The organism is Corallococcus macrosporus DSM 14697 (assembly GCF_002305895.1).
GTDB classification, from domain to species: domain Bacteria; phylum Myxococcota; class Myxococcia; order Myxococcales; family Myxococcaceae; genus Myxococcus; species Myxococcus macrosporus.
Genome location: NZ_CP022203.1, coordinates 4752301 through 4772522 on the forward strand (window position 1 = coordinate 4752301; position 20222 = coordinate 4772522).

At 70.3% G+C, this 20222-nt stretch carries 16 protein-coding genes; 8 read left to right on the forward strand and 8 right to left on the reverse strand.

The window, feature by feature from the left end; translation table 11 throughout:
- Positions 1–24: 24 nt before the first annotated feature.
- Complete coding sequence (locus tag MYMAC_RS19415) at positions 25–1944, forward strand: AAA family ATPase (protein WP_170114747.1); 1920 nt, start codon at positions 25–27, stop codon at positions 1942–1944.
- A gap of 189 nt (positions 1945–2133) precedes the next feature.
- Positions 2134–3846 carry a DEAD/DEAH box helicase gene (locus tag MYMAC_RS19420; RefSeq protein ID WP_095959154.1) on the forward strand — a complete coding sequence of 571 codons (1713 nt, stop codon included), beginning with the start codon at positions 2134–2136 and terminating at the stop codon, positions 3844–3846.
- Positions 3847–3933: 87 nt separating this feature from the next.
- Here MYMAC_RS19420 and MYMAC_RS19425 read toward each other — a convergent pair whose 3' ends face one another.
- The 4 genes from MYMAC_RS19425 to MYMAC_RS19435 form a co-directional block, all read right to left on the reverse strand.
- Positions 3934–5145: a PepSY-associated TM helix domain-containing protein gene (locus tag MYMAC_RS19425; protein WP_095959155.1), complete on the reverse strand. Its 1212-nt coding sequence runs from the start codon at positions 5143–5145 to the stop codon at positions 3934–3936.
- A 74-nt stretch (positions 5146–5219) separates the two neighbouring features.
- Positions 5220–5804 (reverse strand): energy transducer TonB, encoded by a 585-nt coding sequence (locus MYMAC_RS19430; protein WP_239988887.1) that lies wholly within the window; start codon positions 5802–5804, stop codon positions 5220–5222.
- Positions 5801–6118 carry a hypothetical protein gene (locus MYMAC_RS37910; RefSeq protein WP_239988888.1) on the reverse strand — a complete coding sequence of 106 codons (318 nt, stop codon included), beginning with the start codon at positions 6116–6118 and terminating at the stop codon, positions 5801–5803. Before MYMAC_RS37910 ends, MYMAC_RS19430 begins: the two co-directional genes overlap by 4 nt.
- A 131-nt stretch (positions 6119–6249) precedes the next feature.
- Positions 6250–6738, reverse strand: coding sequence for an NUDIX hydrolase (locus MYMAC_RS19435; protein ID WP_095959156.1), 489 nt, complete (start codon positions 6736–6738; stop codon positions 6250–6252).
- A 227-nt stretch (positions 6739–6965) separates the two neighbouring features.
- On the opposite strand from MYMAC_RS19435, the gene gltB reads away from it, so the two are divergent.
- The 3 genes from gltB (at position 6966) to rnk (ending at position 13511) form a co-directional block, all read left to right on the forward strand.
- A complete protein-coding gene (gene gltB / locus MYMAC_RS19440; RefSeq protein WP_095959157.1) occupies positions 6966–11531 on the forward strand; it encodes a glutamate synthase large subunit in 4566 nt (1521 codons plus the stop codon).
- Positions 11532–11534: 3 nt separating this feature from the next.
- Positions 11535–12995, forward strand: a complete 1461-nt coding sequence (locus MYMAC_RS19445; RefSeq protein WP_095959158.1) for a glutamate synthase subunit beta — start codon at positions 11535–11537, stop codon at positions 12993–12995.
- A gap of 99 nt (positions 12996–13094) precedes the next feature.
- On the forward strand, positions 13095–13511 hold the full coding sequence (rnk, locus tag MYMAC_RS19450) for a nucleoside diphosphate kinase regulator (protein WP_013940552.1): 417 nt from the start codon (positions 13095–13097) through the stop codon (positions 13509–13511).
- Between the two features lie 76 nt (positions 13512–13587).
- Here rnk and MYMAC_RS19455 read toward each other — a convergent pair whose 3' ends face one another.
- From MYMAC_RS19455 to MYMAC_RS19465, 3 genes are all read right to left on the reverse strand, one after another.
- A complete protein-coding gene (locus MYMAC_RS19455) occupies positions 13588–14349 on the reverse strand; it encodes a ParA family protein (protein WP_095959159.1) in 762 nt (253 codons plus the stop codon).
- A 64-nt stretch (positions 14350–14413) separates the two neighbouring features.
- The gene (locus MYMAC_RS37395; protein WP_204816805.1) at positions 14414–15502 is read right to left on the reverse strand and encodes a leucine-rich repeat domain-containing protein; all 1089 of its coding nucleotides are present in this window, start codon (positions 15500–15502) and stop codon (positions 14414–14416) included.
- 203 nt (positions 15503–15705) lie between these two features.
- On the reverse strand, positions 15706–16278 hold the full coding sequence (locus MYMAC_RS19465) for a tRNA-uridine aminocarboxypropyltransferase (protein ID WP_095959160.1): 573 nt from the start codon (positions 16276–16278) through the stop codon (positions 15706–15708).
- 102 nt (positions 16279–16380) lie between these two features.
- Between MYMAC_RS19465 and lspA (MYMAC_RS19470) the strand changes: the two genes are divergently transcribed.
- Positions 16381–16905 (forward strand): signal peptidase II, encoded by a 525-nt coding sequence (gene lspA, locus MYMAC_RS19470; RefSeq protein WP_095959161.1) that lies wholly within the window; start codon positions 16381–16383, stop codon positions 16903–16905.
- Between the two features lie 14 nt (positions 16906–16919).
- Here lspA (MYMAC_RS19470) and lspA (MYMAC_RS19475) read toward each other — a convergent pair whose 3' ends face one another.
- Positions 16920–17420, reverse strand: coding sequence for a signal peptidase II (gene lspA, locus MYMAC_RS19475; protein WP_239988889.1), 501 nt, complete (start codon positions 17418–17420; stop codon positions 16920–16922).
- A 257-nt stretch (positions 17421–17677) separates the two neighbouring features.
- On the opposite strand from lspA (MYMAC_RS19475), the gene MYMAC_RS19480 reads away from it, so the two are divergent.
- The gene (locus MYMAC_RS19480; RefSeq protein WP_095959163.1) at positions 17678–18511 is read left to right on the forward strand and encodes an MBL fold metallo-hydrolase; all 834 of its coding nucleotides are present in this window, start codon (positions 17678–17680) and stop codon (positions 18509–18511) included.
- A gap of 76 nt (positions 18512–18587) precedes the next feature.
- Complete coding sequence (locus MYMAC_RS19485) at positions 18588–20105, forward strand: sigma-54-dependent Fis family transcriptional regulator (protein WP_239988890.1); 1518 nt, start codon at positions 18588–18590, stop codon at positions 20103–20105.
- The last annotated feature ends 117 nt before the right edge of the window (positions 20106–20222 follow it).

Consider the following 20222-nt stretch of genomic DNA (forward strand, 5'->3'; position numbering starts at 1 on the left):
CAAGCTAGAGCCAGGAATCCAACCATGTTTACCGAGATCGAATTTCCAGAGGACCTGACAAACAAAATCGGACTCAAGCCCTGGAGATTGAAAAATCTCAAATCAACAGTAGTCCTCGCCGGCCCCAATGGCGCCGGCAAGTCGCGCTACCTAAAGCTCATAGAACCAATCATAGAACGCTCCAGACTTGCCAAAGAAGGACTCGAGAAACTACACAAGCACGCCGCAATCAGTAGCCAAGTCACAGGGCAAGACATTGAAGCCATAAAAAACTCCCCCGACTGGATCAAGGCAGCCCGCAAACACTCAAAGGACATCAATTTAATACATCCAGCCGACGCCCCAGACCCTTCCCCAGTCATTCTGCTGCGATACCCAACCCCCAAGGAGTTCGACTTCAAACATGAAAGTCAATTCAAATCACTCCTCCATAGACTTGAAAAAGGCCAATGGAACCCCATGAACAAAACACCTGCAGAGATAAACTCTCTCGCAGCATCCAACACGCAAGGTGGATTTTACACTGCCCAGGAAAGCGCCCCCGCCTACTTATACACCGTAGCACGAGCTATTCACGAGGCCGAACACCCTCGCGCCAAAAGCGCCCCTGGTGCACAGAAGCGACTCGCAGATGCCGAACTGTTCAACAGAGTTCTGCATGCCCTGCTTGGCGCTGAAATCGAATCAATTCCAGACGACGAACTCCAAGCAATACCAACCTTTCGCGGCCGCCCGCTCGACGTGCGCGAGCTATCAGCTGGCGAGCAGGTACTGATGTTTTGGGCCATCATCATCCACAGACAACGAGACTGGCTCCAAAACGCACAAATCCTGATCGACGAACCGGAGAACCACCTACACCCCGATGTATGCATCCGCGCAATCAACGCCCTACGTGAAGAAGCACTTGGCCACGGCTCCCGGATCTGGCTCGCCACCCACTCGCTCCCACTGATTGCCCATGCAGGAATCGAATCCGTCCACATTGTCGACAACGGAGCAATAGAATCCTCAAGCGGCAAGATAAATCAAATGGTCGATCGGCTTCTTGGCGGCAACGATGGCCGAATCAAGCTACAGCGACTCCTAGCAGACGCCGACACAATGGCTATCGACAGCTTCGCAGCCCAATGCCTGCTGCCCCCGGAAGCCATAAGCGCACGAGACGGAGACCCTCAGCAGCACCAGATGTGGCAAGCAGCCCAGCGGTTCGCGAGCGAAGATGGCCATATCCGCATTCTCGATTATGCAGCCGGACGTGGGCGACTTGCAGCAGCCCTCAGCGAACGCAATTGCGGCACACATGCCTTCACTTACTACGCATACCAATCACCCGCCTACAGCAGCAGTGACGACGAAAAAGAATGCGCCAACCACATCCAACAACTGAACCAACCTGGCGATCCGAACGCTTACATTGTCAAGTCACTCAGCGGCCTAAACATCGCCGGCACGAATTCAATGAACGTCGTCCTCATGTGCAATGTGCTCCATGAGATTCCGACCCGGGATTGGATTCGCGTCTTCAAGAGCATTCATGATGTACTGACCCCTAACGGCAGAGTCGTCATCCTGGAGGATCAGTTGCCCTCTGTGGGAGAACTCCCTCATGACAACGGATACGTGATTTTGCATGGCGCAGCGCTGATGGAGTTGTTTGGCTCTCCGGATGCAGTTGAAGTTCTGCCGTCTGAACGCGACGGCCGACTCACTGCGTTTTGCATTCACCGCCCCTCTCTTGTGAACGTAACCCCCCACACAGTCACCCGGGCACTCAAGAAGGTCCGCGACCACGCGCAGGAACAGCTCCGCCTGATCCGAACGCAGCACCTAGCATCACGAACATTCCAGGAAGGGCGACGCCACGCACATTTCGCGATGCTCTACGCGAACGCCGATCTGGCCCTCGAAGAGTACCCTCCAGACGCGAACAGCACTCGCTGAGAGAACGTCATGGCCCTACCGCCGCCGAAGTCCTCTTGGTGTCGGGCCGACGAAGACGCTCGTCTGTGGCCCGAGCCAACCTCCTGATTCTACTCTCCGTCAGGGTCGAATGCCGCCAACTGTTCAGGTCGTGGCCCCCCACCATTCTGGGGGCGCACCCGGCCGGTGCAGGTGGTACAAGGCCCGGCCGTGAAAGCCCCCCAGCCCCCCGCCCCCGTCGAGGCCACCTTTGATTCCCTGGGCTTGAAGCCCGCGCTCGTCGAGGCGCTCAGCGCGCTCGGCTACGAGGAGCCCACCCCCATCCAGGCCGCCGCCCTCCCTCCGCTGCTCGCGGGGAAGGATCTGCTCGGCATCGCCGCCACCGGCACCGGCAAGACGGCCGCCTTCGCCCTGCCCCTGCTCAACCACGTGGAGCCCGGCGCCTGCCGGCCCAACACCACCTCCGCGCTGGTGCTGGTCCCCACGCGCGAGCTGGCCATGCAGGTCTCCGAGGCCATCCACCGCTACGGCCAGAAGCTCGGCATCTCCGTGCTGCCCCTGTACGGCGGGCAGGTCATCGGCCAGCAGCTCCGCGTCCTCAAGCGCGGCGTGGACGTCGTCGTCGCCACCCCGGGCCGCGCGCTGGACCACCTGCGCCGTGGCACGCTCCAGCTCGATGACGTGCGCGTCGTCGTGCTCGACGAGGCCGACGAGATGCTCGACATGGGCTTCGCCGAGGACCTGGAGGCCATCCTCTCCGGCACGCCCGAGGACCGGCAGACGGCCCTCTTCTCCGCCACCCTCCCGCCGCGCATCGCCAGCATCGCCGAGCGCCACCTGCACGAGCCCGTGCGCGTGAAGATCGCCCGCGAGAAGGTGGAACAGGGGGAGATGCCCCGCGTCCGCCAGACGGCCTACGTCGTCCCGCGCGCCTTCAAGATCGCCACGCTGGGCCGGCTGCTCGACGTGGAGTCCCCCACCGCGGCCATCATCTTCTGCCGCACCCGCACCGAGGTGGACGACCTCACCGTCTCCCTCAACGGCCGAGGCTGGCGCGCGCACGCCCTGCACGGCGGCATGACGCAGGAGCAGCGGGACCGCGTCATCAAGCAGCTCAAGTCCCAGGGCACCGACCTGCTCGTGGCCACCGACGTGGCGGCGCGCGGCCTGGACATCCCCCGCCTGTCCCACGTGGTGAACTTCGACGTGCCCAACGCGCCGGAAGCCTACGTGCACCGCATCGGCCGCACGGGCCGCGCAGGCCGCGAGGGCGTGGCCATCACCCTGGTGGAGCCCCGCGAGCACCGCCTGCTGCGCAACATCGAGCGCGTCACCGGCCAGCGCATCGAGGTGGCCACCGTCCCCACCGTGGCGGACATGCGCGAGAAGCGCCAGGAGCTGCTCCGCGCCTCCCTCCGCGAGACGCTGGTGGCCGGCGAGTACGACTCCCTCCGCAACGTGGTGGAGGGACTGGCCAGCGAGTTCGACGCCATGGACATCGCCGCCGCCGCCGTGAAGCTGCTCCACGAGGCCCAGGACGAGGGCCGCGACACGGAGGAGACGGAGATCCCCGTCGTCGCCCCGCCGCAGGAGCGGCGTGAGCGCCCGGGCGGCAAGTTCGGAGGCCCCGCCGGCCGCGCGGGCCCTGCCCGAGGCCCCAAGGCGCGCGGTGGCCCGCCGACGTGGGACGTCACCCGCCTGTGGATTGGCGCGGGCCGTCACGCCGGCATGCGCCCCGCGGACCTCGTGGGCGCCATCGCCGGGGAGGCGGGCGTGGAGTCCTCCAAGATTGGCGCCATCCAGATTGGCGACACCTTCTCCCTCGTGGAGGTGCCCGAGTCCGACGCCAACCGCATCATCGCGGCGCTGAAGAACGCCACCCTGCGCGGCAAGAAGGTGCAGGTCCGCAAGGACCGGAACTGAAGCGTCCGGCCAGGGCGCGAGCGCCCGCCTCGTGAGTGGGAGGATGACGAGCGAACCCGTCACCCTCACGAGGAGGGCCGGAGCCTGTCAGGCCGCCGCTTCGGACTGCGCGGCGGCCTCGTCCCGAGGCTCGGTGTCCGTCCGGCGACGGGTGAAGAACCGGCGCCACGACAGGGCGAAGCCCGTGTACACGAGGAACACGCCGCCCAGCGACGCGATGGCGGCCACGAGCTGCCCCAGCAGCCCCAGCGCCTCACCGGTGTGGAGGAAGCGCAGCCAGGAGCGCGCCTTGCGGCCGCTGTTGTAGTCCGCGTACGTCTCCACCTTCGCCACCTCGCCGGTGAAGGGGTTCAACGACACCTGCTTGGAGGAGAACAGCGGCCACCCGTCCGCCTCGCGGACGGCGACCGTCACGGCGTCCACCCCGTCCGAGCCCCCCTCGCCGCCGCGCGCCCCGCCGCCCAGCCGCAGCGTGACGGATGACCAGGTGGGCGAGGTCCGCTGGGCCTCGGCGATGAGCGCGTCCATCGGCTTGCGCGGCGTCTCCACCGCGGGCGCGGGCACCTTCACCGCCGCCGAGCCGGGCGGCCCCTTCGCCGCGGGCGGCGTGTTGCCCGTCACGGTGTAGACCAGGTTGGAGGCCCACTTGTACGAGATGACCATGCCCGACGCCGTCAGCACGATGAGCACCGGCAGCGACCAGAAGCCGATGACGTTGTGCCAGTTCCAGTCGCGCGCCTTGCCCTTCAGCCCGCGCCGGAACCACAGCGACGGCCGCATCGCCCGCAGCGTCCACTTGCGCGGCCACCACAGGTAGAGGCCGGAGATGGCCAGGAACAGGAACACCGCGTTGCTCGCGCCGGTGATGGCCTTGCCCACCGCACGGCTGTCGCCGCTGGCGACCAGCCACCGGTGCAGCTCCGTGTTCCACCGGAAGAAGCCGCGGAGCCCCGTGGCGCCGTTGCCCAGCACCTCGCCGGTGTAGGGATTCACGTAGGTCACCGCGCCCCGGCCGATGCTCACCTGCACCGCGGACGTCGGCTCCGGGAACACCGTCACCCCGGAGGGCTTCCCGTCGGTCCGCGACGCGCGGACGCGCTCGATCAGCTCCTCCACCGGGAGCCGCGGCGCGCCCGGCGCCGGCACCTGCACCGTGCGGGCATCCCGCTCCGCCCACGCGATGAGCTGCTTCTCGAAGGCGAGGACCACGCCCGTGAAGGACATGATGGCGATCACCAGCCCGGCGGCGACACCGACGAGGAGGTGAATCCAGAAGAGGATGTTTCGGAACGTGCGCATGAAAGGGCCCTGGCGTGGACCGGAGCCCACGCAAGCAAGGCTGGAGTGGGCCCGGCGCGTCACCGCGCCGGGGCTCACCGCAGCGAGAAGTTCACCGGGATGTCGATCATCACGCGCGCCAGCCGCCCCGTGCGGCCCAGCGCGGGCGTGAAGCGCCACTGATTGACGGCGGCCATGGCCGCGGCGTCCAGCGCGGGCACCGAGCGCATCACCTTCGTGTGCTCCGGCTCCACCCGGCCGTCCGTCCCGACGATGACGCGGACCAGCACCACCCCCTGGATGTTCCGCTGCTTCGCCAGCCGGGGGTACTTCGGCGTGACCTGCTTGATGACCGTGGGGGGCCGCATCACCTGCTTCAGCGTCAACGCGTCGCCCGTGCCGCCAATGGCCGTCGAGCCGGCGATTCCGCCGACCGTGCCACCAACGACTCCGCCCACCACGCCACCAATGACGCCCCCCACCACGGCGGCGCCGCTGTCCACCGCCGGCTCCGCCTGCGCCACCTGGGGCTCGGGCGTGGGCTCCGGCGCGGGGACGGGCTCCGGCTCGGGGGGCGTCTCCGGCTTCACCTCCGCCACCGGCTCCGGCCGGGGAACGGGCGTGGGCACCACGCGCGGCGTGGGCCGGGGCCGCGCCTGACGCTGCACGTCCTTCTTCACGGCCGCCCGCGGCGACGCGCCACCTCCAGCCGGAGGCGGGGCGGCGGCGCGGCGAGCGCCAGCAGCACCAGCTCCGGCTCCTCCGGCACCACCTTCCGCGGCGGCGTCGACGATACCGACAGGCCCGCGGCGACGGCGGCCACATGGAGCGCGAACGCCACCGTGACGGCCCCGCTCCACCGGCGCCAGAAGCCCTCCACTGCCGAGGACTCCCCCATGCGGAAGAGCGCCCCAGCGGGCGTCGCCACCACCGTGGGGGCGACGTTCCCGGCGGCCCGCGGAAACTCGAAATTGAGAATCGTTCTCACTTTCACCGCAGTGGTGGATACTTCCGGCAGCCCCATGCGTCAACGGCCGCTGAGTGAACCTTCCTCCGTGCGGCGGAACGCCAGCCAGGCCGTCCAGGCACGGACACCCCGCGGAAAAACCCTGCTGCTCCAGCCACTTAGAGGCGGCTGTAGGACCAGCTCACGGCACGCCCGCCCGCGTAGGGCATGACGCCGTGAAACGGCCGGGGGTCCGCGTCGAACACCAGCGGCAGGAAGTGCCGGTCCCCGTCCCACAGGTTGAGGCGCTGGAGGTCCGCCACCGGCACCCAGGACAGGGAACCCTCCGGGTTGCGCTCCAGCGGCGTGCCCTCGAAGCGGTCAATGCGGAACACGAAGCCCAGCCAGTCCTCGCCGTGCTTGCCGAAGCCCGGCCAGGAGAGGGTGCCCCGGAGCACCATCTGCGTGCACTCGATGCCCGCCTCCTCGCGAATCTCCCGGCGCATGCAGGCGGCCACGTCCTCGTCGCGGTCCAGCTTCCCGCCCAGGCCGTTGTACTTGCCGTAGTGGGCGTCATCCGGGCGGGCGTTGCGGTGGATGAGCAGCACGCGCTGCCCGTCGGGCGACATCACGTAGCCCAGCGTGCCGATGATGGGTGTGTACGGCATGGAGGCGACCTCACGCGGCGCGGCATCCAGGCACGGGAGCCTCGGGGTTCACGCCGGAATGTGACGAGGCGCGGCACTGTAGTTCATCTCCAGGCCCGCAAGGCGCCTCCTCGCCCCGCCTGACCACAGGACGCGGGGACCACCCTTTACGCAGGCCAACGCAGCGCGTTAGCGTGACGTGACACAGCATTGATGACTACCCGCGTCGTCGGGAAAGGGGACTTCAGATGTCGGCATTTCGCCCCGGTCGGTACGGCCTGTATGAGCCGGACACCGAACATGACGCGTGCGGCGTGGGCTTCGTCGCCCACTTGAGGGGTGAACGCTCGCGAGGCATCGTCGAGGACGCCCTGGAGCTCCTCAACCGCCTCAGCCACCGGGCGGCGGCTGGCAGGGACCCCCGAACGGGGGACGGCGCCGGCATCCTGGTCCAGCTCCCCCACCGCTTCTTCGAGCGCATCTCCCCGAAGCTGCCCTTCTCCCTCCCGCCGCGCCGGCACTACGGCGTGGGCCAGGTCTTCCTCCCGCCCGAGCCCGCGGCCCGGGCCGCCTGTGAGGCCGCCTTCGAGGAGATTGTCGTACAAGAGGGCCAGCGCGTGCTCGGCTGGCGCGACGTGCCGGTGGAGCCGGAGCACCTGGGCCCCGTGGCCCGCGAGGCCGCGCCCGTCATCCGGCAGCTCTTCGTGGCGCGCCGCCGCATGGTCCCCAGCGCCTTCGAGCGCAAGCTGTACCGCATCCGCAAGCTGACGGAGAAGCTCGTCCAGGCGCGCGGCGTGGACCCCACGGGCCTCTTCCACGTGGCGTCGCTGTCGTCGGAGACGCTGGTCTACAAGGGCCTGGTGCTGCCGGTGGACCTGCCGCGCTTCTACGCCGACCTGCGGGAGCCGGACTTCGTGAGCGCGCTGGGCCTGGTCCACTCGCGCTTCTCCACCAACACCTTCCCCACGTGGGAGCTGGCGCAGCCGTTCCGCTTCATCGCGCACAACGGTGAAATCAACACCCTGCGCGGCAACCGGAACTGGATGACCGCGCGGCGCGGCCTGCTCCAGACGGCGCGCCTGGGCGGCAGCCTGGAGGCGCTCCAGCCCATCATCGTCCCGGGCAAGAGCGACTCGGCGCAGTTCGACAACATGGTGGAGCTGCTCTACCTGGGCGGCCGCCCCCTCCCCCACGCCCTGATGATGATGATTCCGGAGGCGTGGGAGGGCGACGCGCAGATGGCGGACGAGCGGCGCGCCTTCTACGAGTACTCCTCCGCGCTGCTGGAGCCCTGGGACGGCCCCGCGGCCATCGCCTTCACCGACGGGCAGCTCATCGGCGCCACGTTGGACCGCAACGGCCTGCGGCCCGCGCGCTACCTCGTCACGGAGGATGACCGCATCATCCTGGCCTCGGAGATGGGCGTCATCGACGTGCCGCCCGCGCAGGTGCGCCGCAAGGGCCGCCTGACGCCGGGCCGCATGCTGCTGGTGGACACCACCGAGGGCCGCATCCTGGAGGACGCGGACGTCAAGCGCGACATCACCACGCGCTGGCCCTACCGCCGCTGGCTCCAGCGCAACGTCTACCCCTTCGACAACCTCCCCGCCGTCGCCGCCCCGCTCCGCCTGCGCGGCGAGGAGCTGTGGCGGGCCCAGCGCGCCTTCGGCTACACGGCCGAGGACGTGCGCTCGGTGCTCACGCCCATGGCGGAGACGGGCAAGGAGCCGGTGGGCTCCATGGGCACGGACACGCCGCTGGCGGTGCTCAGCGACCAGGCCCCCAGCCTCTTCTCCTACTTCCACCAGCTCTTCGCGCAGGTCACCAACCCGCCCATCGACCCGCTGCGCGAGTCGCTGGTGATGACGCTGGCCACCGCGCTGGGCCCGGAGAGCAACACCTTCGAGGAGACGCCGGAGCAGTGCCACCGGCTGTCGCTCCCCGGCCCCATCCTCACCAACGGCCAGCTCGCGCGGCTGGCGGCCATCAACGACGAGGGCCTCTTCGAGACGCGCCGCCTGTCGCTCCTCTACGCCCTGGACGGCGGCGAGGGCGCGCTGGAGGCGGCGGTGGAGAAGCTGTGCAGCGAGGCCGTGGACGCGGTGGACGCGGGCGCCAGCATCCTGCTGCTCAGCGACCGAGGCGTGGACGCGGCGCACGCGGCCATCCCCGCGCTGCTGGCCATGTCCGCGGTGCACCAGCGGCTGGTGCGGGACGGCATCCGCATGTACGCCGGCCTGCTGCTGGAGACGGCGGAGGCGCGCGAGGTGCACCACTTCGCCTGCCTGTTCGCCTACGGCGCGGCGGCGGTGAACCCGTACCTGGCGCTGGACACGCTGCGGGCCCTGGCGGACGCCAGCGAGCTCGCCGTGGACGAGGAGAAGGCGCAGGAGCGCTTCATCCACGCCGTGGAGGAGGGCCTGCTCAAGGTGATGTCCAAGATGGGCATCTCCACGCTCCAGTCCTACCGCGGCGCGCAGCTCTTCGAGGCAGTGGGGCTCCAGCGCGCGCTGGTGGAGAAGCACTTCACCGGCACGGCGTCGCGCGTGGAGGGCGTGGGCCTGCCGGAGCTGGGGCGCGAGGTGCGGGAGCGCCACGCCCGCGGCTTCGGCCCGGAGGCGGACGTGGAGGCCGGCATGCTGCCGGTGGGCGGCCAGTACCGCTGGCGCCGGCTGGGCGAGCGGCACAAGTGGAACCCGGCCACCATCGCCCGGCTCCAGGCGGCGGTGCGCGCCAATGACGCCGCCACCTTCGCGGAGTACTCGCGGCTGGCGGACGACGAGACGCGCGAGCACTGCAACCTGCGCGGGCTGCTGGAGATCTCGCACGAGGGCCGCGCGCCGGTGCCGCTGGACGAGGTGGAGCCGGCGCTCGCCCTTGCCCGGCGCTTCGTCACCGGCGCCATGTCCTTCGGCTCCATCAGCGCGGAGGCGCACGAGACGCTGGCCATCGCCATGAACCGGCTGGGCGGGCGCTCCAACAGCGGCGAGGGCGGCGAGGAGTCGCGCCGCTACACCCGCGACGAGAATGGCGACCTGCGCCGCAGCGCCATCAAGCAGGTGGCCAGCGCGCGCTTCGGCGTCACCACGGAGTACCTGGTCAACGCGGACGAGCTCCAAATCAAGGTGGCCCAGGGCGCCAAGCCCGGCGAGGGCGGCCAGCTCCCCGGCCACAAGGTGGACGAGCGCATCGCCCGCGCGCGCTGGTCCACGCCGGGCGTGACGCTCATCTCCCCGCCGCCGCACCACGACATCTACTCCATCGAGGACCTGGCGCAGCTCATCTACGACCTCCAGTCGGTGAACCCGGCCGCGCGCGTCAGCGTGAAGCTGGTGAGCGAGGTGGGCGTGGGCACCATCGCCGCGGGCGTGGCCAAGGCCGGCGCGAGCTGCGTGGTCATCTCCGGCTACGAGGGCGGCACGGGCGCCTCGCCGCTGTCCAGCATCCAGCACGCGGGCCTGCCCTGGGAGCTGGGCCTGGCGGAGACGCAGCAGGTGCTGGTGCACAACGGCCTGCGCTCGCGCATCCGCGTGCAGGCGGACGGCGGCATGCGCACCGCGCGCGACGTGCTGGTGGCCGCGCTGCTGGGCGCCGAGGAGTTCGGCATGGCCACCGCCAGCCTCGTCTCCGTGGGCTGCATCATGCTGCGCAAGTGCCACCTCAACACCTGCTCGGCGGGCATCGCCACGCAGGACCCGGCCCTTCGCGAGCGCTTCCAGGGCAAGCCCGAGGACGTGGTGAACTTCTTCCTCCTCATCGCCGAGGACCTGCGTCAGCGCATGGCCGCGCTCGGCGCCCGCACCCTGGAGGAGCTGGTGGGCCGCGTGGACCTGCTGCGGCAGCGCCCCGCCGTGGACCACTGGAAGGCGAAGCGCGTGGACCTGTCCGCCCTGCTGGCCGCGCCGGCCGCGCCGGACAGCGAGCCGCGCCACTGCCTCCAGCCGCGCATCAAGGACGTGTCCGACCACCTGGACCACGCGCTGCTGCGCGACGCCCGCGCGGTGCTGGACGGCGGACCGCCCATGCTGCTCAACGTGCCGGTGGCCAACTCGCACCGCGCCGTGGGCGCCCTGCTGTCGGGGGAGATTGCCCGCCGCCACGGGGGCCAGGGGCTGCCGGACGGACGGCTCCATGTCCGGATGCAGGGCTCCGCGGGCCAGAGCTTCGGCGCCTTCCTGGTGAAGGGCGTGACGCTGGAGCTGGAGGGCGACGCCAACGACTACGTGGGCAAGGGCCTGTCCGGGGGGCGCATCATCGTCTACCCACCGCAGGCCAGCCGCTTCACGCCCGAGGAGAACGTGCTGGTGGGCAACACCGCGCTCTACGGCGCCACGGCCGGCGAGGTGTACCTGCGGGGCCTCGCGGGCGAGCGCTTCGCGGTGCGCAACAGCGGCGCCCAGGCCGTGGTGGAGGGCGTGGGCGACCACGGCTGTGAATACATGACGGGTGGCGCGGTGGTCGTCCTGGGCCCCACGGGACGCAACTTCGCGGCCGGCATGAGCGGCGGCATCGCCTACGTGCTGGACCGGGAGCAGTCCTTCCGGCGGCGCTGCAACCTGGAGATGGTGGAGCTGGAGTCCCTGGTGGACGAGTCCGAAATCTGGCTCGTGCACGGCATGGTGGAGCGGCACCTGCACCACACCGGCAGCGCGCTGGCGCGCCGGGTGCTGGACAACTGGGAGCTGATGGTGCCGCGCTTCGTGAAGGTGATGCCCACCGACTACAAGCGGGTCCTCCAGGCGCGCCGCGCGGCGCGAAGGCCGCCAGGGTCCGCATCCACGACGCTGCCGCAGACCGCGGCGGGGAGGGCCTGAGCCATGGGCAAGCCGACCGGATTCATCGAGTGGGAGCGGGTCCACGCGGACAAGCGCGACAAGGCGGAGCGGCTCAACGACTGGCGCGAGTTCGCGCTGCCGCTGTCCGCCGACGAGGCCCGGCGGCAGGCCGGCCGCTGCATGGACTGCGGCGTCCCCTTCTGCCACCAGGGCTGCCCCCTGGGGAACCTCATCCCCGACTTCAATGAGGCCGTCTACCGGGGGCGCTGGCGCGAGGCGTATGACCTGCTCAGCCGCACCAACGGCTTCCCGGAGATGACGGGGCGCCTGTGCCCGGCGCCGTGCGAGGCCGCGTGCGTGCTGGCCATCGACCAGCACCCCGTCACCATCGAGCAGATGGAGAAGGAGATCGCCGAGCGGGCCTTCAAGGAGGGCTGGGTGAAGCCCCGGCCTCCGGCGCGCCGCACCGGCAAGACGGTGGGCGTGGTGGGCTCTGGCCCCGCGGGCCTGGCGGCGGCGGCGCAGCTCAACGCCGCGGGCCACACCGTCACCGTGTACGAGCGGGACGCCCGGCCCGGCGGCCTGCTGCGCTACGGCATCCCCGACTTCAAGCTGGAGAAGGCGGTGGTGGACCGGCGCGTGGCGCTGATGGAGGCGGAGGGCATCACCTTCGTCACCGGCGCGGACGTGGGGGGCGCCGTGAGCTTCCAGGAGCTGCGCGCGAAGCATGACGCCCTGGTGCTGGCCCTGGGCGCGCGCCGGCCGCGCGAGCTGGAAGTCCCCGGGCGCGAGCTGTCCGGCGTGGTCCAGGCCATGGCGTACCTGGAGCATCAGAACCGGCGCGTCTCCGGGCACGGTGAGAAGGACCCGCGCCTGGACGCGGCCGGACGGCACGTGGTGGTGCTGGGCGGCGGCGACACCGGCTCGGACTGCCTGGGCACCGCGCTGCGGCAGGGCGCGGCCAGCGTGCGGCAGGTGGAGCTGCTCCCGGCGCCGCCCGCGGTGCGCGCGGAGGGCAACCCCTGGCCCAGGTGGCCCGTCATCTTCCGCACCTCCACCAGTCAAGAGGAAGGTGGCGATCGCCACTTCGCGCTGATGACGAAGCGGCTGACGGGGAGCGACGGACGTCTTGAGGCGCTGCACGCCGTGGAGGTCGAGCTCCAGCGTGAGCCGGGCGCCCTGCCCCGCATCGTCGAGCGCCCCGGCAGCGAGGTGACGTTCCCGGCGGACCTGCTGGTGCTGGCCATGGGCTTCACCGGCCCGGAGACGGCGAACCTGTCCGAGGCGCTGGGCGTGAAGCTGTCGCCCCGCGGCACGGTGCAGGTGGACGCGCGCTTCGCCACCTCGGCGGACGGCGTGTTCTGCGCGGGGGACGCGAGCAGGGGCGCCAGCCTCATCGTCTGGGCGCTGTCCGACGGCCGCGAGGCCGCCAAGGCGTGCGACGCGTACCTCACCGGGGGCCGCTCGGCCCTGCCCACCCGGGGCGCGGACTGCGCCTTCTAGACGGAAACGGACGCCCCTGGAACGACTCGGGAATAAACGGCCGGCCGGGGAGTTAGAATGGGCTTAACCCTCAACTCCCTCCCACAGGAGGCCCGTGAAATGACCGCCGAACAGTCCCTCATCGTGACCGAGACCGACCTGGAGCGCCTGCGCCAGGTGGTGGACCACAACGGAGGCGGCCGCACGGCCGAGTTCGCGGAGATGCTTGACGCGGAGCTGACCCGGGCCCGCGTCGTCGCCGCTGAAGCAGTACCCCCCGACGTGGTGACCATGAACAGCAAGGTCGTCTTCCAGGACGAGCAGACGGGTGAGCAGCGCGAGGTCACCCTCGTCTACCCCCGCGATGCCAGCAGCGACAACGGCCGCATCTCCGTGCTGGCCCCCATCGGCAGCGCCCTCATCGGCCTGTCCGTGGGCCAGACCATCACCTGGCCCCTGCCGGGCGGCCGCTCCAAGCGGCTGCGCATCGTCGCGGTGCCCTACCAGCCCGAGGCCTCGGGGCACTACCACCTCTGATGCGGTTTCCCCCGGACGGCACCGTGCGCCCAGGCGGCGGACGGTGCCGTTCGTGTTTTCGGGCCGCGCCGGAGCGTCAGCGCGGGCCCACGCGCTTCGCCAGCTCCTGCGCCAGGGCGCGCAGCTCCTCCACGCCGGACGCCTGCGGGCTCGTGTCGAACACCACCTCGTACCCCAGGCCGGCCTGGTTGATGGACTCCGAGCGGGGAATCCGCGCCCGCAGCACGGGCACCGTGGACTCGCTCAGCGCGCCCTCCATGGCCTCGTTCGTGGCGGTGGTGCGGCGGTCCCACAGGTTCACGACCGCCACCAGCTCGCCGCCCTGCTCGCGGACGTCGCGCCAGGCGGTCTCGATTTCGCCCAGGCCCTGGAGCGCGAAGGCGCCCGTGGGCACGGGGGCCACGACGAGGTCCGCGGTGGCGAGCACGGCCTCCGTGTAGGCGCCGATGCTGGGCGGTGTGTCCGCGAGGATGATGTCCGGCGTCCACCCCAGCGTCTTGAGCGCGCGGGGGATGGCCTGGAGGCGGTGTCCCCACTGGAACAGCTCGCGCTCCTGGGCGGCCATGCGCGGCGCGGCGGGGGCGATGAACAAGCCGGGCCGCTTGGGGGACGCCACCACCACCTGCGCCAGCGTGTGCCTGGGCCGGGGCCCGAGCGCGTCTCCCACGCACGGGCCTTCCCGGCTCTCCAGCCCCAGCACCAGTGACGCGTGGGCCTGGGGGTCCAGGTCCAGCAGCAGCACCTGACGGCCGGCATCCGCGAGGGCCGCCGCCACATGCGAGCAGAGCGTCGTCTTCCCGACGCCGCCCTTGATGGTGGAGAACGCGATGAACGCCATGCCCCGGTCTATACCGGACGTCCCACGGGGAGAGAAGCCACGGCCGGAAGCGCCAGCCCCTCGGTCAGTTCACCCCCACCTTGCACTCGGGGAGCGCCTGCCGCAGCCGCTCGACTTCCTCGGGAGGCAGCGTCGTCCAGTACAGGTCCACCGTCCGCAGCCACGGCATCCGGAACAGGACGGGCGGCAGCGCCTTCAGGGGTGTGGACTGGAGGTCCAGGAACGTCAGGCGCGTCAGCCGCTCCAGGGGATCCGGCAGCGTCGTCACCCCGGTGCGGTTCAGGTTGAGCGATTCGAGTGACGCCAGGTCGCCCAGCTCGGCGGGCAGCTCGGTCAACTCCGGGTTGAACGAGAGGTCCAGCTTCTTCAGCTTCGACAGTCGCCCCAGCTCGGGCGGCACCTGCTTGATGCCGGTGGTGCGCACCCAGAGGGACTCCAGCTCGGTGAACTCACCAATCAGCGCGGGCAGCGCGCCCAGCTTGCGGCCGTTGAACAGCAGCTCCTTGGAGTCCCTGGGGAACGCGTCGAACAGCGCTTCAGGCCCCTTCTTCTTGGCGGCGGCCTTCACCTTCACCTGGATGGGAAGGGACGCCCCCTCCAGGTCCGGCGGCTCCACGGACGTGTCCCCCTCCTGCGCGTCGTCGAGCCCCTCGGACAGCTCCGCCAGCTTCCCGGCGAGCCATTCAGGGAAGGTGCCGAGCCGCTCCACCGGGAGGCTGTCCTCGACGCTCCAGACGGCCTGGGCCGCTCCGTCCTCGCCGGGACCGAACGCGAAGCCGTTCACGTCGTCCAGGTCGCGCGCGGCGAACATCACGAAGGCGTAGGTGTGGGTGCCCGCCTCGCGCTCCGCGCGGACCTCGTTCCACTCCCGGTCGGGAACGCCCATCTGCTGGGACAGGCTGGCCCGCCAACGCGGCGGCAGGAAGCCCAGCGCGGACGACCTCCCGGCCAGCCACCGATAGCCCAGCGCCTTGACGAACTCCACGTACTCCGGGGGCAGCAGCGGCGCGGCGTCGAACGCGGCCGCATACGGCACGACTCGCGGCTCCAGGGCCTCCGGGTAGGCCCCCGCGGCGCCCTTCCCCAGGGCCTGGGTGGCCTGCTTCTCCACGCGCTTCCACTGTGTCACCGGCGATACGGGCTTCCTCGGCATGTGCTCCCACTACCCGCCTCGGCCCTGGGTGGGAAGCGACGAATTCCACTCACAAAGGCATATTCGCCCTGAAACACAGACAATCACTCCAAGACGCTCCGCACCATTTCGCCCTCATTCACAAACACGTCAGTCATCACCTGGACTGCGTGTGCATTTCAACCAGGCCAATGTCCCCGCGAAGCCGCGCCCCGCTGGGAGCCTCAGCTCAGCGTCCCACACTCGGCGATCCGCTGGACGCGGAGCGCGGCCAGCCGCGCCAGCGGCACGGCCACCTCGGGTCCTTCCAGCGCCGCCACCGCGCGCGCCACGGCATCCAGGGTGGACATCCCGGAGGGATGCGAGGGCTCGCGAAGCCGCAACAGGCCCGCCTCGGGAGGCGGCAACACCAGTCGGGGAAGCATCCGCAAGGCAGGCAGGCGCTGGGTCATCCGCCGCGCCTGCGACCAGCTCGCGTCCAGCACCACGAGCTGCCTCGGTGCCGGTGCGTCCGGGGGCGCGGTGGGGCCATCCGGGAAGAGCAGCCAGGTTCCAGGCTCCGCCAGCAGCTCCAAGTCATAGGAACCACTCGGAGCGCCGTGGGTGATGAGCTTCGAGTTCGCGAGCGCCAGCGCGGCCACCCGCCCGGTGTTGCTCTTCTTCGCGATCTCCATCACGTGCTGGAGGAGCAGGAACCGGGTGCGCGTCTCCACCCGGGGAATCTCCGCGCACAGGCACAGGTGCGCAGGGAGGTTGCAACGGAAACAACGTGGCCGCTGAGAAGCACGAGAAGACATCCCCGGGCATCTTGACCCGCGGCGGATGTGATGAAAAGCGTCCGTTCACCGACACTTCCGGCGGTTGTCGTGGCGCTGCAACTGTAGGAGGCTGCGCCGCCAATGACTCCGGATCGTCGAAAGTACCTCGTCGTTGGCGGGCTGGCCACGCTGCTGCTCGTCCTCGACCAGTGGACGAAGGTCCTCGTCCGCGAACACGTGAAGCCGCTGGGCTACGACGGCATGAGCGTCCTGGGAGACGTCATCCGCTTCCAGTACGTGGAGAACACCGGCATCACCTTCGGCATGTTCCGGTCGCTGCCCTACGGGCAGCTCATCCTCAGCGCGGTGGCCCTCCCCGTCTTCCTGCTGGTCATCCACCTGGTCCGCCAGGCGCCAGCCGACCAGCACCGGCTGCACGTCGCGCTCGGCCTCGTGGGCGGCGGCATCGGCAACCTGATTGACCGCGTCCGGCTGGGCAGCGTGACGGACTTCGTCGTCGCCGACCTGGGCTTCTGGCCGTTCAACCCGTGGTTCGCCTTCAACGTCGCGGACGCCGCGCTCGTCATCGGCGCCGTCCTGATGGCCTTCGACTCCCGCAAGCCCCAGCCCGCCCCGACTCCCGCCGCGAGCCAGGGCGCCCCCTGAGCGCACCGCCGGACTCAACCGGCGGACACCTGCTGACGCGGCGCTCGAAACGATTCGAGAATCATCAGGGCGGCCCCCAAGACCACCGCGACGTCCGCGACGTTGAACGTGGGCCAGTAGAAGCGGTCGCCCACGTGCCATGACACGAAGTCCACGACGTGGCGCAGGCGCACCCGGTCCACGTAGTTGCCCAGCGCGCCGCCAATCATCGTCGCCAGGGACCAGCGCTGAAGCGTCATCGCCGGCGGCGTGTGGAGGAAATAGCCAATCAGCAACACGATGCAGATGGCGCCCACCCCGTAGAAGAATGGCATGCGCCACGCTTCGCTGAAGCTGGAGAACATCCCAAAGGCCCCTGCCCGGTTCTCCACGTAGTGGAAGTGCCACCAGCTCTCGAAGACGGTGACGGGCCGCCTCGCCCCCTCGCGCGCCAGGTGCTTGGTGAGTTGATCGGCCACGAACCAGGCGCCGCCAACGGCCAGGAGATAGCCCAGGCGAGCGGGCCCGTTCGTCAAGGAAGGTGTGCTCATCGTCGGAAGGGGGCCGGGCCCGGGGCACGCCCCACCCCGACGATGATATCCGGACGCCTCGCCTCGCCGCGCCGGTTTGGATCACCCGCGCCAGCCGAGCGCGCTCCATTCTGGAGCACCGCGCTTCGCGCCCACGGCGCGCCTCCGTGATTCCGAGCACTTGGAAATGGCACACGCCGTGCTCTGGGGCTCCGGGCATGCGGGCATCCCAGGCGGAGGCCCCCCATTCAAGGAGACTCACGATGGAAGTCCGGTTTCATGGCGTTCGGGGGAGCATCGCGGTGTCGGGCTCGCGCATTGGCGGCAACACGGCCTGCGTGGAGGTCACGAGCCAGGGCCACCGGCTCATCCTGGACGCGGGGACGGGCCTCCGCGCGCTGGGCGAAATCATGATGCGCGAGGGCGCGCCCCAGAAGGCCACGCTCTTCTTCTCCCACCTGCACTGGGACCACGTGCAGGGCTTCCCCTTCTTCACGCCGGCGTACCTGCCCACCTCCGAGCTGACGCTCTACGGCCCGGGCGCCAATGGGGCCCAGGCGCTCCAGTCGGAGCTGGCCGCGCAGATGCAGCCGCCCCACTTCCCGGTGCCCCTCTCCACCATGCGCTCGCGGATGGACTTCCGCTCCGCGCTGCACGCCCAGCCCGTGGAGGTGGGCCCCTTCCGCGTCACGCCCATCGACGTGCCGCACCCGCAGGGCTGCCTGGCCTACCGGGTGGAGGCGGACGGACACGCGTTCGTCTACGCCACGGACGTGGAGGTGCGCGTGGAGGACCTGGCGCCGGAGGTGGGCCGGCGCTTCGAAGGCGCGGACGTGCTGTGCCTGGACGCGCAGTACACGCCGGAGGAATACGAGGGCCGCAAGGGCGTGTCCAAGAAGGGCTGGGGCCACTCCACGATGATGGACGCGGCCGGCATCGCGGACCGGGTGGGCGCGCGCCGGCTGTGCCTGTTCCACCATGACCCGGCGCACGGCGACGACGTGCTGGAGGACATGGCGGAGCAGGCCCGCTCGCTCTTCCCCGTCTGCGAGCCCGCCCGCGAGGGCCAGCGACTGGTGCTGGGCCGCGCGGCCTGAGAGGGGCCGCCCCATGCCCCCCGCCCCCGGATGTTATGGTGCGGCCTCGGCCTTCGTCCTCCCGCCGCTTCCCGCCATGCCCCAAGCCCCCTCGGACGTCTCCCAGGTCCTCCTCCCCTTCGGTGGGCTCGTCGGCAGGGAGGTGGACCTCGACGCGTTCCTCCAGACGCTGATGGACCGCATCGCCATCACCCTGCAAGCGGACCGCGGCACCCTCTGGCTGTTGGATCCGGCCCGCCGCGAGCTGTTCAGCCGCGCAGCGCACCTGCCCGAGGTGTCGCAGATTCGCGTCAAGCTGGGCCAGGGCGTCGCCGGCACCGTCGCCGAGGAGGGCCACGCCATCAACGTGCCCGACCCGCGCGGCGAGCAGCGCTTCTTCGCGGACATCGACCGGATGACGGGCTACCGCACCACCAGCCTGCTCGCGGTGCCCCTGCGCGACGGGGACGGCGCCCTCTACGGCGTGCTCCAGGTGCTCAACCGCCGCGGCGCGGACCGCTTCACCGACGAGGACACCCAGCGGCTCACCGCCATCGCCTCGCAGGTGAGCACCGCCCTCCAGAGCACCAGCCTCTACCAGGAGCTCCAGCGCGCGAAGGACCAGCCCCAGGTCCCGGTGGGCTACTTCTTCAACCGCATCATCGGCGAGTCCCCGCAGCTCCAGGCCATCTACCGCCTGGTGCGCAAGGCCGCGCCCACCGACGCGACGGTGCTGCTGCGCGGCGAGAGCGGCAGCGGCAAGGAGCTGTTCGCCCGCGCCGTCCACGTGAATGGCCCCCGCAGGGACCAGCCCTTCATCAAGGTGGACTGCGCGGCGCTGCCCGAGACGCTCATCGAGAACGAGCTCTTCGGCCACGAGCGCGGCGCCTTCACCGGGGCCGACCACCGCGTGCCCGGCAAGTTCGAGGCCGCCAGCGGCGGCACGGTGTTCATCGACGAGATTGGCGAGCTGCCGCTCCCCGTGCAGGGCAAGCTGCTGCGCGTCATCCAGGACCGTGAGTTCGAGCGCGTGGGCGGCACCCAGGCGGTGAAGGTGGACGTGCGCATCGTCGCCGCCACGCACCGGGACCTGGCCCGCATGGTGGCCGAGGGCCGCTTCCGCGAGGACCTCTACTACCGCATCAAGGTCGTGGAGGTGGTGCTGCCTCCCCTGCGCGAGCGCGGCGCGGAGGACCTCGAGCGGCTCGCCCGCCACTTCGTCGCCGCCGTCGCCCGGAGGCACCGGCTGACGGCGCCCCGGCTCAGCGCCGCCGCCCTGGAGCGCCTCAAGCGCTACCGCTGGCCCGGCAACGTGCGCGAGCTGGAGAACTGCATCGAGAGCGCCGTGGTGCTCTGCGAGGGGGAGATCCTGGAGGAGCACCTCCCCCTGCCGAACCTGGACCGGCCAGCGCCCACCTCGGGCGCCAGCGCCTCGGAGGCGAGCCCACCGGCGGACCCCACCCTCCTCCCGCTGGCGGAGGTGGAGCGGCGCCACATCCTGCGCGTGCTGGACGCAATGAATGGCAACCGCACCGCCGCGGCCCGCGTGCTGGAGATTGGCCGCAACACGCTGGCGCGGAAGCTCAAGGAGTTCGGCCTGGGCGACGAACCCTGACGCGTCGCGCGGGGCGTCACCTCCACCCCTCCCTGGAGGGCCAACTGTCCGCTGACCACAGGGCTTTTCCGGTATGCGACTTGTTCCGGACTGGCCAACGGCGTACGACGGAGGGAC

Excerpts from the sequence above, each read along its gene's own strand:
- MYMAC_RS19415 (WP_170114747.1), top strand. The coding sequence starts at position 25 with ATGTTTACCGAGATCGAATTTCCAGAGGACCTGACAAACAAAATCGGA.
- MYMAC_RS19425 (WP_095959155.1), bottom strand. The coding sequence starts at position 5,145 with ATGCGCACGTTCCGAAACATCCTCTTCTGGATTCACCTCCTCGTCGGT.
- MYMAC_RS19435 (WP_095959156.1), bottom strand. The coding sequence starts at position 6,738 with ATGCCGTACACACCCATCATCGGCACGCTGGGCTACGTGATGTCGCCC.
- gltB (WP_095959157.1), top strand. The coding sequence starts at position 6,966 with ATGTCGGCATTTCGCCCCGGTCGGTACGGCCTGTATGAGCCGGACACC.
- MYMAC_RS19445 (WP_095959158.1), top strand. The coding sequence starts at position 11,535 with ATGGGCAAGCCGACCGGATTCATCGAGTGGGAGCGGGTCCACGCGGAC.
- rnk (WP_013940552.1), top strand. The coding sequence starts at position 13,095 with ATGACCGCCGAACAGTCCCTCATCGTGACCGAGACCGACCTGGAGCGC.
- MYMAC_RS19455 (WP_095959159.1), bottom strand. The coding sequence starts at position 14,349 with ATGGCGTTCATCGCGTTCTCCACCATCAAGGGCGGCGTCGGGAAGACG.
- MYMAC_RS37395 (WP_204816805.1), bottom strand. The coding sequence starts at position 15,502 with ATGCCGAGGAAGCCCGTATCGCCGGTGACACAGTGGAAGCGCGTGGAG.
- MYMAC_RS19465 (WP_095959160.1), bottom strand. The coding sequence starts at position 16,278 with ATGTCTTCTCGTGCTTCTCAGCGGCCACGTTGTTTCCGTTGCAACCTC.
- lspA (WP_095959161.1), top strand. The coding sequence starts at position 16,381 with ATGACTCCGGATCGTCGAAAGTACCTCGTCGTTGGCGGGCTGGCCACG.
- MYMAC_RS19480 (WP_095959163.1), top strand. The coding sequence starts at position 17,678 with ATGGAAGTCCGGTTTCATGGCGTTCGGGGGAGCATCGCGGTGTCGGGC.
- MYMAC_RS19485 (WP_239988890.1), top strand. The coding sequence starts at position 18,588 with ATGCCCCAAGCCCCCTCGGACGTCTCCCAGGTCCTCCTCCCCTTCGGT.